The sequence below is a fragment of the Pseudobutyrivibrio sp. MD2005 genome, assembly GCF_000621865.1.
In the GTDB taxonomy this organism is placed as follows: Bacteria; Bacillota; Clostridia; order Lachnospirales; family Lachnospiraceae; genus Pseudobutyrivibrio.
In genome coordinates, this window is the sequence record NZ_KK211360.1 from 111,919 (window position 1) to 125,748 (window position 13,830).

Below are 13,830 nucleotides of genomic sequence, written 5' to 3' on the forward strand. Positions count from 1 at the left end.
TCACCAAAGGATTCTTTGGTGACTTTTTAATATATATGTGTTATGATTAGACGGATTATATTACGGAGATTGTTATGTACGGAGTAGATTTTACAAAGAAAAAAAGGGTAGTCATAAAGGTTGGTTCATCAACCATTACACATGAGGCTACAGGAAATATCGATTATACAAAATTAGAAAGGCTTGTTAGACAGCTATGTGACCTTAGGGCTCAGGGCAAGGATGTTTGTCTTGTGTCATCAGGTGCTATTGCAGTAGGTCGCTATGCTATAGGGCTTAAAGAACGTCCACATGATTTAGCAACCAAGCAGGCTTGCGCCTCTATTGGGCAGGCTTATCTTATGTCTGTTTATCAGAAGCTGTTTTCAGAGTATAATCAAAGGGCTGGTCAGATTCTTATCACCAAAAAGACTATGACTGATCCTGAATCTCGCGAGAACGCTAAGAACACTTTCGAGCAGCTTTTTGAGCTTGGTGTTATTCCAGTTGTTAATGAGAATGATACTGTTGCCACACATGAAATCCAGTTTGGTGATAATGATTCTTTGTCGGCTATCGTTTCTGCACTTGTAAAGGCAGATGCTTTGGTACTACTTTCTGATATCGATGGTCTATATACTGATGACCCTAGCACCAATCCAGATGCAGAGTTTGTACCTATTGTTGAAGATATAGACGCTGTTGCAAATATGGCTAGTGGAGATAGCACTTCAGATGTTGGTACAGGCGGTATGACTGCAAAGATTCGCGCAGCACAGATTGCAACATACTCCGGCGCAGATATGGTCATTACAAATGGAAAACACATTGGTAATGTCCACCGTATTTTCGAAAATAAAGACAAGGGCACTCTTTTTGTTGCAAACAAAAGGGACGATGTCCATGTATTAGATTTGTTAGAGGATTAATGATGATTACAGAGAAAGATATTACAAGAATTAACGAGCTTTATCACAAGAGTAAAGCAGAAGGTCTAAATGAAGCTGAAAAAGAAGAGCAGGCTGCTCTTAGAAAGGCATATATTGCTGCGATTAGAGGCAATATTAGAGCACAGCTCAATAATATTGATATTGTTGATGAAAATGGAAATGTAGAAAATCTTGGCGAAAAATATGGAAAGAAATCAAAGTAAGGAACTTAGATTAATACATAAAAAGCTTAGAGATAATATGTCTGCTGAGGAACATGCTTTAAAATCTGCAGATATTTCACGAAATGTTTTGGCTCTTTTAGAATCTGATTTTAAAGGAGCTAATATTTTTTTATGCTTTTATCCTTTTGGTTCGGAAGTGGCTTTGTTGCCGCTATATGAACATCTTTTAGAATTAGGAAAATCTCTGTATTTTCCAGTTTCTGACATTAAAGAACATACACTCACTTTTTATAAAATATCGCATATACGAAATGATTTTCATAAAGGCGCCTATGATATTATGGAGCCCAATAATGGCTTAGCCCCTTTTGATTATGAAAATTCAAAATCCGAAAATGTTATTTGCATTACACCAGGTCTTGTTTTTGATAAAAATCTTAATCGTCTAGGGTATGGCGCCGGGTTTTACGATAGATTTTTATGTGATAAGCCAGGTATAGTTAAAATAGCCCCGTGTTTTACAAATCAAATTTTAGACAATATAAAAGCTATGCCTCATGATATCAGGATGGATGTAGTTGTGACGGAAGATTATCAAATTGGATAAACTTAGGAGGAGATAATGATGACATTAATTGAACTTGCTACAAAGGCTAAAGAAGCGAAATATTTGGTTGCTTTACTTTCTACAGAAGTGAAAAATAAAGCAATTCTTGCGGTTGCAGATGCACTTGAAAAAAATAGCGGTGATATTGTTAAAGCAAACGCTATTGATATGGAAAATGGTGAGAAAAAGGGGCTATCTCAGGGGCTACTTGATAGATTAAAACTTGATGAAAGCAGAATTCATGGTATGGCAGAAGGACTTCGTCAGGTAGTTGACTTAGATGATCCAATCGGAAAGATTACAGAGGAATGGGAACGTCCTAATGGTTTAAAGATAGCAAAAAGACTTGTACCAATTGGAGTTGTTGGTGTAATATATGAGGCTAGGCCAAATGTTACGGCAGATGTTTTTGGCTTATGCTTTAAGACTGGTAACTCAGTAATTCTTAAGGGTGGCAGCGATGCCTTAGAGTCTAATAAAGCTATTGTAAAGGTTATCAAGTCTACACTTGAGAAGGAAAATGTACCTGTTGACGCAATCACTCTTATAGAAGATACCACAAGGGAATCCACCAATCAGCTTATGCGTATGAATGACTATGTGGACGTGTTGATTCCTCGTGGCGGCGCTGGACTTATAAAATCAGTTGTTGAAAATGCATCTGTGCCAGTTATCGAGACAGGCTCAGGCAACTGCCATATTTATGTTGATCATGTTGCTGATATTGATATGGCCATTAACATTATCGTAAATGCGAAGACACAGCGTATAGGTGTTTGTAATGCATGTGAATCTCTTGTTATTCATGAGGAAATTGCGGCAGAGCTTTTGCCAAAGCTTACTGTAGCTTTAAGAGAACACGGGGTTCAGATTTTCGCTGATGAAAAAGCAAAGGCTTTAATGGAAGGTGCTGAAGCTGCAACAGAAAAAGATTTTGGTACAGAGTATTTAGATTATATAATTTCTGTTAAGACGGTATCGTCGGTTGAAGAGGCAATTGCCCACATCAACAAATATAATACAGGACATTCAGAAGCAATCATTACAAAGGATGAGGTAAATGCAAACAAATTCCTTGATGGAATTGATGCATCTTGCGTTTATGTAAATGCCTCAACAAGATTTACTGATGGCTTTGAATTTGGCTTTGGTGCAGAAATAGGTATCAGTACACAAAAGCTTCATGCAAGAGGACCAATGGGACTCCTTGCTTTAACAAGCTATAAATATACAATCCATGGGAATGGACAGGTTAGAAAATAATATTAGATAGGAATTGAAATGAGTATTACAGATTTATTAAACAATGCTCCAACAGAGGAGCCAGAGCGTCAGTATTATTTCATAGCTGAGGCAAAGAAAATAATTGAAAAGAAGGAAGCTGAGCTTGGTCGCAAGCTTACATGTTGCGTCACCACATTTGGTTGCCAGATGAATGCTAGAGATTCCGAAAAGCTTCTTGGCGTTCTTAAAGAAATCGGATATGTTGAGACTGAAAGTGAAAATGCAGATTTTGTAATTTATAACACATGTACTGTTAGAGAAAACGCCAACAACAAGGTATATGGTCACCTTGGTATTCTTCATGGTTACAAGAAAAAGAATAAAGATATGATGATTGGGCTCTGCGGCTGCATGATGCAGGAACCTTCAGTTATCGAGCATCTTCAGAATAATTACAAGTTTGTAGATCTTATTTTTGGTACTCATAATCTTTATAAATTTGCTGAGCTTTTCACAACAGCTCTTCTTAATAAAAAGGGTATGATTATCGATATTTGGAAGGATACAGATAAGATTGTTGAGAATCTTCCAATTTCGCGTAAATACCCATTTAAGTCTGGTGTTAACATCAGCTTTGGCTGCAATAATTTCTGTACATACTGTATTGTTCCGTATGTTCGTGGACGTGAGCGTTCAAGAAAGCCAGAGGACATTGTAAATGAAATCAAAGGCTTAGTGGCAGACGGCGTTGTTGAGATTATGCTTTTAGGACAGAACGTAAACTCTTACGGTGTTGGCCTTGAAGAAAAGGTTACTTTTGCAGAATTACTTCGTATGGTTAATGACATCGAAGGCTTAAAGCGTATTCGTTTCATGACACCTCATCCAAAGGATTTATCAGATGAATTGATTGAGGCTATGGCTACACTACCTAAGGTTTGTCATCATATGCACTTGCCACTTCAGTCAGGAAGCTCTGAAATCCTTAAGAAAATGAATCGACGTTACACAAAGGAGCACTATCTTGAACTTGTAGATAAGCTTAAGGCACGTATTCCTGATGTGGCAATTACAACAGATATTATTGTTGGGTTCCCTGGCGAAACAGAAGAAGATTTCCTTGAGACAATGGATGTAGTAGATAAGGTTCACTACGACAGCGCATTCACCTTCATCTATTCAAAACGTACAGGTACTCCTGCTGCAACAATGGATAATCAGGTTCCAGAGGATGTAATCAAAGATAGATTCGACAGACTTCTTGCCCTTGTGCAAAAGCATGGCCATGATAAGGTGAAATCTTTGGAAGGTACAGTTCAGGAAGTTCTTGTTGAGGAAGTTAATGAGCAGGATTCAGCTCTTGTTTCTGGTAAGCTTGCAAATAACGTAACAGTTCATTTCCCAGGAGATGAATCTATGATTGGCAAATTAGTCAATGTTAGGTTAAACTGTTGTAAGGGATTCTATTTCATTGGTGAGATTGCCGAGTAGAATCATTATTTCGTTCGATTGGGAGAATAATTATGTTTGCTTACATCAGAGGAACACTTGCTGATATTGATGATAATAATGTTATTGTAGAGAATAATGGGGTTGGTTATAGTATTAGCTCATCTATGAACACAATCAGGCAGCTGCCTGCAATCGGCTCAGAGGTGAAGCTTAATACAAAGCTAATTCCAAAAGAAGATTCTCTTACATTATATGGTTTTTACGATAAGGAGGAGCTTAAGATGTTTGAGCTTCTTCTTTCTGTTAGTGGTATCGGTCCAAAAGGAGCCCTTGCCATTCTTAGCAATATGACTGTTTCAGATATTCAGTTTGCAGTTGCTGGAGGTGATGCAAAAGCGTTTGCTGCGGCTCCAGGTGTTGGTAAAAAGACAGCAGAGAGAGTCATTATTGATCTTAAAGATAAAGTGGATATTATCGGCGCGTTCGAAGCGAAAATCACATCTGATTTATCTGGAGCATCTAAGAAGGTTGCACCAACAACTACTGTTAAAGAAGAAGTGTTAGAGGCCCTTGTTGCTTTAGGATATTCCGCAAGCAATGCGGCTAGAGCTTTGGACAAAATGACTATTACGGAATCCACTACTACAGAACAACTGCTTTCTGATACATTGAAGCAGATGTCATTCTTATAAAAGGTGAATGAAATGCTTACTAACAAACAGATTACGTCAACAATAGCAAGTCACGAAGATCTTGTTAATGATAATGCCTTAAGACCTAAGTCTTTTGATGGATACATCGGTCAGACTAAGGTTAAGGAAAATATGAAAATATATATTGAGGCTGCTAAGAATCGAGGAGATGCTCTTGATCATGTGCTTTTATATGGCCCTCCAGGTCTTGGAAAGACTACACTTGCTGGCATTGTAGCAGGAGAGATGGGCTCCAATATCAAGGTCACATCAGGCCCTGCTATCACAATTCCAGGAGAGATTGTGGCAGTTCTTATGACGCTTAAGGATGGAGATATTCTTTTTATAGATGAGATTCATCGCCTTTCAAAGCCTGTGGAGGAGACTCTATATTCGGCTATGGAAGATTTTGCTGTAGATATTGTAATGGGCAAGGATACAACGGCTCGTTCTATTCACACAAAGCTTCCACGGTTCACTTTAATTGGTGCTACCACACGTCCGGGACTTCTTTCGGCACCACTTCGTGATCGTTTTGGAATTATTGGGCATATGGATTACTACACTCCAGAGGAGCTTTCCACAATCGTTACAGCTTCTGCTGGAAAGCTTAATGCGCCTATTGATTACGAAGGTGCATATCAGATTGCACTTAGATCTAGAGGCACCCCACGTCTTGCTAATCGCTATCTTAAGCGAGTTCGCGATTATGCTGAAGTAAGATACGATGGAAGGATTTCAAAAGAGGTAGCTGCAGCTACACTTGATTCACTAGAAGTAGATACACTTGGACTGGACAACAACGATAGAAATATATTGCTTGCCATTATCGAAAGATTTGGCGGAGGCCCTGTAGGACTGGATAATTTAGCTGCTACAGTGGGAGAAGATTCAGGCACAATAGAGGATGTTTACGAACCATATTTACTGCAGCATGGTCTTATTATCCGAACACCAAAGGGAAGAGTTGCAACTAAGCTTGCATATGAACATTTTAATATGCCGATTCCCGAAAATGTACTGTAAAATCTTTACAAGTAGCTTGTTTTTGCAATAGAAGAAAGTTATAATAAAACTTGAATTTTAGGCGGGAGGATAGTATATGGTTTCCGAAAAGAGCGCAAAGGTGCTTATAGGCGGAAAAGTTTATACGTTGAGTGGCTACGAGAGCGAAGAATACCTTCAAAAGGTGGCCAACTACATTAATGCTAAGCTTGATGAGTTCAATTCAATAGATGATTACAAACGTATATCAGCGGATTTGAAAGCTACATTATTAGAGCTTAACATTGCAGATGACTATTTCAAAGCACGTACTCAGGTCGAATCATTAGAATCTGATTTAGAGATTAGAGATAAAGAAATATACAATTTGAAGCACGATTTGATATCTGCTCAGCTCAAAACTCAAACCTTAGAAGAGACAATTGATAAATTGGAAAAGGAGAATAAAGAGCTTCTACTTAACAAGACAAAGCTTGAAGCTTCCCTTGAGGATGCTCTTTTAGGTTCTATATCAGATAATTAACAGGGGCTCCCAAGAGGGAGCTTCTTTTTACTTAATAGGAGTCATATTGATGAATAAACTGGAACTTTTATCACCAGCCGGTGATTTACAAATATATAAGGCTGTTGTAAATGCAGGAGCAGACGCTGTATATTTTGGCGGCGATTTATTTGGCGCCAGAGCATACGCTAAGAATTTTTCTATGGATGATGCAAAAGAAGCTATTGAATATGGACACCTGCACGGTGCACAGTCTTATCTTACTGTTAATACACTTCTTAAGAATCCGGAAATCGAAGATAAGCTATATGATTATCTTAGAACATATGTAGAAAACGGTATTGATGCATTTATAGTACAGGACTTTGGTGTTTTTAATTTTATTAGGACATTTTTCCCTGATACTGATATTCACGTCAGCACCCAGGCCAGCCTTTGCACACCTTATGGTGCAAAGTTTTTTGAGGATTTAGGTGCTAGTCGAATTGTCACTGCCAGAGAAATCTCTATCGAAGAGATTGCAAAGATTAATAAAGCTTGTCCGGATCTTGAAATTGAGAGCTTTATTCATGGTGCTCTTTGTGTATGCTATTCTGGTCAATGTCTTATGTCATCAATGCTTGGCGGCCGTTCTGGCAATAGAGGTCGATGCGCACAGCCTTGTCGTCTTCCTTATGAGGCTTTTGATGATAAAGGTAAAAAGCTTAATAAAAAGGGAAATTATATTCTTTCACCAAAGGATTTTTGTACTATAGAATACTTGCCTCAGATGATTGAAGCTGGAGTTATGTCTTTTAAAATCGAAGGCAGAATGAAGCAGCTTGATTATGCTGCAGGTGTAGTCAGTGTCTATAGACACTATCTTGATCAGTATTTATATAAAGGTGCTAATAACTATTCAGTTACGGAGGAAGATATTAATCGCCTTCTTGATTTGGGAAATAGATGCGGATTCACATCATTGTATTTAAAAGATAAAAATGGCCCTGAAATGATTACATTTGAGGCGCCTGGTCATACTAAGGCAGAGTCAACAAAGGCAGAATATCCAGAACAAAAAATCAAAGTTGACTGTAAGGTAGAGGCCTGCCTTGGAAAAGAATTTACTATTACCTTTACAGATGAAAAGGGCAATGTCGGACGCTGCGTTTCTAATGTTGTTGAAGCGGCTCAAAACAGGGCTACATCAAAGCAGGATATAGAAAAAGCGGTATCAGGCCTCGGAAATACAGTCTTTGCAATAGATAAACTAAACATATCATATGATGATAATATTTTCTTGCCTGTATCGTTGATTAAAAACGCCAGAAGAACCGCAATTCAGGAGCTTTCAGATAGTCTTTTGAATTTAGGCGAAAAGCGTATTTTACCTTATGAAAAAATAGATAAGCGATACAATGAAATGCAAAACGCTAGATGTTTTGTTGCAGTTTTATCGAAAGAGCAACTTAATGCTGTTTCCAAGTTTTCATTTGTTGATGCAATTGCTGTTCCAATAAAGCTATTTGACGATGCTAAAAAGCTTTTTGATGGAAAAGTTTTTGTCTATCTACCACCGATACTTAGGGATAGATTCATAGCTGATATCAAAATCGATGAAAGAGCAGACGGCGTTATAGCGTGCTCCTATGATGAGTTGGGTCTTCTTTCTGATATGGGTTATCCGAAAGATAAAATCATTCTCGACCATAGGCTTTACACTTTTAACAATAGAAGCCTTGCGGGATTTGAGAAGGAAGACTACAAGTACAACTGTATTCCTTATGAGCTTTCCTTAAAGGAGCTTAAGCATCGCGACAATCATAATTCACAGATGATTATTTACAGCAGAATACCTATGATGATTACTGCTAATTGCACGGTGAAAAATACAGTAGGCTGTAATAAGTCTAATCAGGTAATCAATCTTGTTGATAGAAAGAATGTACAGTCACTTGTTACATGTAATTGCGACTATTGCTACAATACAATTTACAACAGTAGAAAATATATTGCTTTTGATTTAAAGAAGGATATCCTTGAATTGGGAATCAAAGAAGTAAGAATTGATTTTACTGTCGAAGATTCAAAAGAAGTAGAGCAAGTGCTTAATGCATTTGAGGATTCCTTCTTAAATGATAATCCATATCACTTTACAGAAGACTTTACAAAGGGACATTTAAAAAGAGGAGTGGAATAGATTTGATTAGCGTTCTTATTTCGTTTTCGAGAATCACAATTTTATCATTTATACTAGTTTTTACGCTGATTGATTTAATTCAGATATTTGAGTTCAAACTGGGAGAAGTGGTTTCAGGCATTTTAACCACCATTCAGGCTGTGATGGTAGTTCTGTTTCTGATTAATACTTCTGTAATCCTGTATTTGGTCAAAGAAGAACCTACTATTTTGTTACTCCTTGTACTGCAGTTGTTATTATTTGCTGCTATAGGTTTGACTATTAACAGGCTTACAATACCGCCATCTAAGGCACTGATTAATAATGTTTTGCTGTTTCTAAGCATGAGCTTTATATTCCTTGAGCGACTTGGAATGACAAGCGCTGTAAGGCAGTTTATATTTGCTTGTGGTTCCATTGTTGTGGCGGCACTTGCTGTATATATTCTTAGAAATATTCGTCACATTGAAAGACTTATGTTTGTTTTTGCTGGAATCGGAGTTTTGTTGCTGCTATTAGTTTGCTTTATGGGTAGAGTAGAATACGGTGCAAAACTATCACTTACATTTGGTTCTATAAGTATTCAGCCTAGCGAGTTTGTTAAGCTTACGTTTTTGTTATTTATCAGTGGATGCATCGTCACTTATCGCGATTTTAGAGGATTTATGTTTGCCTCTATTGGAGCTGCAATACATGTAATCGTACTTGTGTTATCAAAAGATTTAGGTACAGCTTCAATTTTCCTTGTGACATATTTACTGCTGATTTTTATTGCTTACAAAAATTATATCGTTCTTGGTATGGAGCTTCTTGTAGCTTCTGTTGGGGCGGTATATGCATACAATAAATTTCCGCATATTCAGTCCAGATTTATTGCCTGGTCTGATCCTTTATCTGTAGTCGATGATAAGGGCTACCAAATATCTCAATCTTTGTTTGCTATAGGTACAGGAGGGTGGCTTGGTTCTGGATTTACCAAAGGCTCGCCTCTAAAAATTCCAGTAGTAACAAAGGATTTTATATTTGCTGCAATCTCAGAGGAATTGGGCTGCATAGCAGCGATATGCTTGATTATTTGCCTAATGTGTACTTGCGTATTTTTGTTTAACATTGCATTCAACTGCAACGACAGTTTTTATATGCTTGTTACCAATGGCATTGCTATTATTTTTTCAATACAGACTATTCTCAATATTGGTGGTGTAATCAAATTTATCCCATCTACAGGTGTGACTTTACCATTTATCAGTTACGGTGGAAGTTCCCTTCTTTCTATGCTGATATGCCTGTACATTGCTGAATGTTCCGATGATTTATTCTACATTGAGAAGGACAGAAGATATGCGAAAAAATACTAATTCAAAAAGAACAATCAGAAGAGAAATATACGTTGTAGCTGTATTATTTGCCCTTGTGTTTATTGCGATGATAATTTACTTGGCTCGCTATGTGCAGGTCGGTTCAAGGGATTTTATTTATAATTCATACAACTCCCGATTTTCTGTATTTGCAGATGATGTAACCAGAGGCTCAATTTATACGGCAGATGGCCATGTGATTGCCAAAACGTCTCTTGATAGCGAAAGAAATCAGGTAAGAGAGTATCCAGATGAGAGGCTTTTTTGTCATTCTGTTGGTTATGTTGGAAAGGGGATGGCTGGTCTTGAGGCAGAATATTCCTTTGATCTGCTAAAAAGCCATATAACGCTATCTGAGCAGATTAACAACTCTTTGACGGGGCAGCGCAGTCCAGGTGATGATTTATATACCACATTCGATTACGATACCCAAAAAGCAGCTTTTGAGGGGCTGGGGATGTTTGATGGTGCTGTTATAGCTATTGAGCCAGAGACTGGGAAAGTTGTTGCTATGGTTTCTAAGCCAGACTACGATCCCAACACAATCGCTACTTATTGGGATGATATTACAGACGAAACTAAAAATAATTCGGCTCTTTTGAATCGTGCTATTGCTGGAGCATATCCTCCAGGTTCTACCTTTAAAATTGTTACCACTATTGCATATCTAAGAGATAACGATGGTGATGATTCCTTTAGTTATAAATGTAATGGCTCTATGGCTGTTGATGATTATACGATTCATTGTAGTGGTAGAAAATCCCATGGCACAGAAGATTTACTAAAGGCATTTTCTAATTCCTGCAATAGCGCATATGCCTATATTGGCGTCAATCTTGATTTAGATAAATATAATAAGACAGCTGAGGATTTGTTATTTAACACAAAGCTTCCGACAGATTTAGGCAGTACGAAAAAATCAAAATTTTCTTTATCTGACGAATCATCAAAGAGTCTTATTGCCCAGACTGCAATAGGCCAAGGTGACACTACAGTATCACCTTTACATATGTGTATGCTTGTTTCTGCTATTGCCAATGGTGGAGAGCTTATGGAACCATATATGGCTGATAAAATTGTCAGTGTTGAAGGAGATGTGGTGAGCGAACATGAGCCTGTAAGCTATGGAACTATCATGTCAGATGAGGAAGTAGAGCTTTTAAATCAATACATGGAGGCTGTTGTTATGGATGGAACTGCAGACAGTGTTGATTTTGGCGATTTAAATGTATATGGTAAGACAGGAACAGCAGAGTACACCACAAATAAAAGTGTTACTCATTCATGGTTCGTGGGATATGCTACTGATGAAAATGGTAATAAGCTGGCAATTGCAGTAATTATGGAAGGTGCAGGATACGGAAGTAAGTACGCTGCGCCACTAGCAGCAAAGGTTTTTAATGCCTACTTTGAATAAATTAATATTTTATTTAAGAATTACTCAAAAAAGCGTTGCAATTTATGAATTGCTTTGCTATAATTTCTTCGTTGCGAATTTTGCAACGTGCTTTTGAAAATTATTACAAGGAGGTGCAATCATGGCAAAATGTGCAGTTTGTGGAAAAGGCGCTCATTTCGGTAACAATGTGAGCCATTCTCATAGAAGATCCAATCATATGTGGAAGTCTAATGTGAAGTCCGTTAAGTGTAATGTGAATGGAACACCTAAGAAGTTATATGTATGTACTTCTTGTTTACGTTCTGGCAAGGTTGAGCGTGCTTAATCTTACATGACACGATATTGAAAGTCACTCGAAAGGGTGGCTTTTATTTTTGCTTTAGTATATAATAGTTGCATACTATGACAAAATATGCGAATTTTGGAGGTACGTTATGCAAGGTCAGATGGAAACAGAGCTTGGTAAAATTGTTATAGACACAGATGTAATTGCGACCTATGCAGGTTCGGTTGCTGTAGAGTGCTTCGGTATTGTAGGCATGGCCGCTGTCAATATGAAAGATGGTTTGGTAAAGCTTCTTAAGAAGGATTATTTAAACCATGGAATTAGCGTTAACATTGACGAGGAAAACAACATTTCTTTAGATTTCCATGTTATCGTTTCATACGGTATTAGCATTGAGGCAGTAGCAGCAAATCTCATGGAAACAGTAAAGTATAAAGTATCGTCTTTTACAGGCTTGACAGTTGATACAATAAATATTTATGTTGAAGGCGTCAGAGTTATTGACTAAGGAGGAATTATACGTGGAGATTCAAACAATCGATGCGTCTTTATTAGCAAAGATGTTCCTTGCAGGAGCAAAGAATCTTGAAGCTAAAAAGGAATGGATAAATGAATTAAATGTTTTCCCTGTACCAGATGGTGATACAGGAACAAACATGACTATGACTATTATGTCAGCTGCTAATGCAGTAATGGAACTTGATAACCCAGATATGAAGACATTGTCTAAGGCAATTTCTTCAGGTTCTCTTAGAGGAGCTAGAGGTAACTCTGGTGTTATCTTATCTCAGCTTTTCCGTGGCTTTACAAAGGTAATATCTAGCCATGAAGAGGTTGATGTGCCATTGCTTAACGAAGCTTTTGAAAAGGCTGTACAGACAGCTTATAAGGCTGTTATGCAACCAAAGGAAGGTACAATCCTTACAGTTGCACGTGCTGCTGCAGATAAGGCTGCCGTAATGTCTAAAAAGACAAAGGATGTTGTTGAGTTTGCTGAGGCAGTTATCGCTGAAGCAGAAGATACATTAGCACGTACTCCTGATATGCTTCCTGTATTAAAGCAGGCAGGTGTAGTTGATTCCGGCGGACAGGGTCTCGTTGAGGTTCTTAAGGGTGGTTTTGACGCTCTTATTGGTAAGGAAGTTGATTATACTGCTGAGGCAGTAGAGGCACCTAAGGCTAAGCCAGCTATTTCTAAATATGCTGTAGAGTTCGTTATCGAATCAGAGAAGCCACTTGCTGCATACCAGATTAAGGAATTAAAGGCTAAGCTTGAAAAGTTAGCTTCAGGCAAGGTTTCAGATCTTACAATCACAGAGACAAACTCTGATGAAGTTGTATTTACTAGCGAAAAGGATGGTGAGGAGGCTTCTCCTAAGTTTACAGAGCCAGCTAAGGAAATGGGATTCGTTTCAATAGCTACAGGTGAGGGGCTTACATCAATCTTTACAGAGCTGGGTTGTGACTACATGATTCCAGGTGGTCAGACAATGAACCCTAGTACAGATGATATTTTAAGTGCTGTTGCACATGTTAATGCTAAGACAGTATTTGTTTTACCAAACAACAAAAATATCATTCTTGCAGCTAATCAGGCTGCAGCAATTTGTGAGGATAAGAAGCTTGTTGTTATCCCTACAAAGACTATTCCTCAGGGTATTACAGCTCTTATTTCATTCGCTGCAGATGCTAGCGTTGAAGAAAATGAGTCTGCTATGACAGAGGAAATCGCTAATGTTAAGACAGGCCAGGTTACATATGCCGTTCGCGATACTATGATTGACAATAAGGAAATCACAAAGAACGACTGGATGGGCATGGGCGATTCAGGCCTCTTATCAGTAAATGCTGATATTGATGTTGCATTCAAAGAGATGGTTGATCAGATGGTTACTGAAGATTCATCTGTTATCTCAATTTACTGGGGCGAAGGCAGTGATCAGTCTAAGGCTGAGGCTCTTGGAGCTGCTGTTCAGGAAAAATATCCTGATCTAGAGGTTGAAATCTCTGAAGGTGGCCAGGCTGTATACGCATACATTGTTTCAGTGGAGTAA

General features: G+C 38.0%; 14 protein-coding genes. All 14 read left to right on the forward strand.

Going from position 1 to position 13,830, the window contains the following annotated elements; translation table 11 throughout:
• Positions 1-74 precede the first annotated feature (74 nt).
• Positions 75-908: a glutamate 5-kinase gene (gene proB, locus T498_RS0113285; RefSeq protein ID WP_028236349.1), complete on the forward strand. Its 834-nt coding sequence runs from the start codon at positions 75-77 to the stop codon at positions 906-908.
• 2 nt (positions 909-910) lie between these two features.
• Positions 911-1,132: a DUF896 domain-containing protein gene (locus T498_RS0113290; RefSeq protein ID WP_197019974.1), complete on the forward strand. Its 222-nt coding sequence runs from the start codon at positions 911-913 to the stop codon at positions 1,130-1,132.
• Positions 1,113-1,700, forward strand: coding sequence for a 5-formyltetrahydrofolate cyclo-ligase (locus T498_RS0113295; protein ID WP_028236351.1), 588 nt, complete (start codon positions 1,113-1,115; stop codon positions 1,698-1,700). Before T498_RS0113290 ends, T498_RS0113295 begins: the two co-directional genes overlap by 20 nt.
• An 18-nt stretch (positions 1,701-1,718) precedes the next feature.
• A complete protein-coding gene (locus tag T498_RS0113300) occupies positions 1,719-2,963 on the forward strand; it encodes a glutamate-5-semialdehyde dehydrogenase (RefSeq protein ID WP_028236352.1) in 1,245 nt (414 codons plus the stop codon).
• A gap of 18 nt (positions 2,964-2,981) precedes the next feature.
• A complete protein-coding gene (gene miaB / locus T498_RS0113305; protein WP_051524819.1) occupies positions 2,982-4,415 on the forward strand; it encodes a tRNA (N6-isopentenyl adenosine(37)-C2)-methylthiotransferase MiaB in 1,434 nt (477 codons plus the stop codon).
• Positions 4,416-4,447: 32 nt separating this feature from the next.
• Positions 4,448-5,068 carry a Holliday junction branch migration protein RuvA gene (gene ruvA, locus T498_RS0113310; RefSeq protein WP_028236354.1) on the forward strand — a complete coding sequence of 207 codons (621 nt, stop codon included), beginning with the start codon at positions 4,448-4,450 and terminating at the stop codon, positions 5,066-5,068.
• Positions 5,069-5,080: 12 nt separating this feature from the next.
• The gene (gene ruvB / locus T498_RS0113315; protein ID WP_028236355.1) at positions 5,081-6,094 is read left to right on the forward strand and encodes a Holliday junction branch migration DNA helicase RuvB; all 1,014 of its coding nucleotides are present in this window, start codon (positions 5,081-5,083) and stop codon (positions 6,092-6,094) included.
• A gap of 76 nt (positions 6,095-6,170) precedes the next feature.
• Positions 6,171-6,596: a cell division protein ZapA gene (gene zapA, locus T498_RS0113320; RefSeq protein ID WP_028236356.1), complete on the forward strand. Its 426-nt coding sequence runs from the start codon at positions 6,171-6,173 to the stop codon at positions 6,594-6,596.
• Between the two features lie 49 nt (positions 6,597-6,645).
• A complete protein-coding gene (locus tag T498_RS0113325) occupies positions 6,646-8,754 on the forward strand; it encodes a peptidase U32 family protein (protein WP_028236357.1) in 2,109 nt (702 codons plus the stop codon).
• Positions 8,755-8,756: 2 nt separating this feature from the next.
• Positions 8,757-10,091, forward strand: a complete 1,335-nt coding sequence (locus T498_RS15870; RefSeq protein ID WP_051524821.1) for an FtsW/RodA/SpoVE family cell cycle protein — start codon at positions 8,757-8,759, stop codon at positions 10,089-10,091.
• The gene (locus tag T498_RS0113335; protein WP_028236358.1) at positions 10,075-11,508 is read left to right on the forward strand and encodes a peptidoglycan D,D-transpeptidase FtsI family protein; all 1,434 of its coding nucleotides are present in this window, start codon (positions 10,075-10,077) and stop codon (positions 11,506-11,508) included. Before T498_RS15870 ends, T498_RS0113335 begins: the two co-directional genes overlap by 17 nt.
• 121 nt (positions 11,509-11,629) lie before the next feature.
• The gene (gene rpmB, locus T498_RS0113340; protein WP_015549663.1) at positions 11,630-11,815 is read left to right on the forward strand and encodes a 50S ribosomal protein L28; all 186 of its coding nucleotides are present in this window, start codon (positions 11,630-11,632) and stop codon (positions 11,813-11,815) included.
• Positions 11,816-11,924: 109 nt separating this feature from the next.
• Positions 11,925-12,284 (forward strand): Asp23/Gls24 family envelope stress response protein, encoded by a 360-nt coding sequence (locus T498_RS0113345; protein ID WP_028236359.1) that lies wholly within the window; start codon positions 11,925-11,927, stop codon positions 12,282-12,284.
• Positions 12,285-12,297: 13 nt separating this feature from the next.
• Entirely contained in the window at positions 12,298-13,830 is a 1,533-nt protein-coding gene (locus T498_RS0113350) for a DAK2 domain-containing protein (protein WP_028236360.1), read from the forward strand.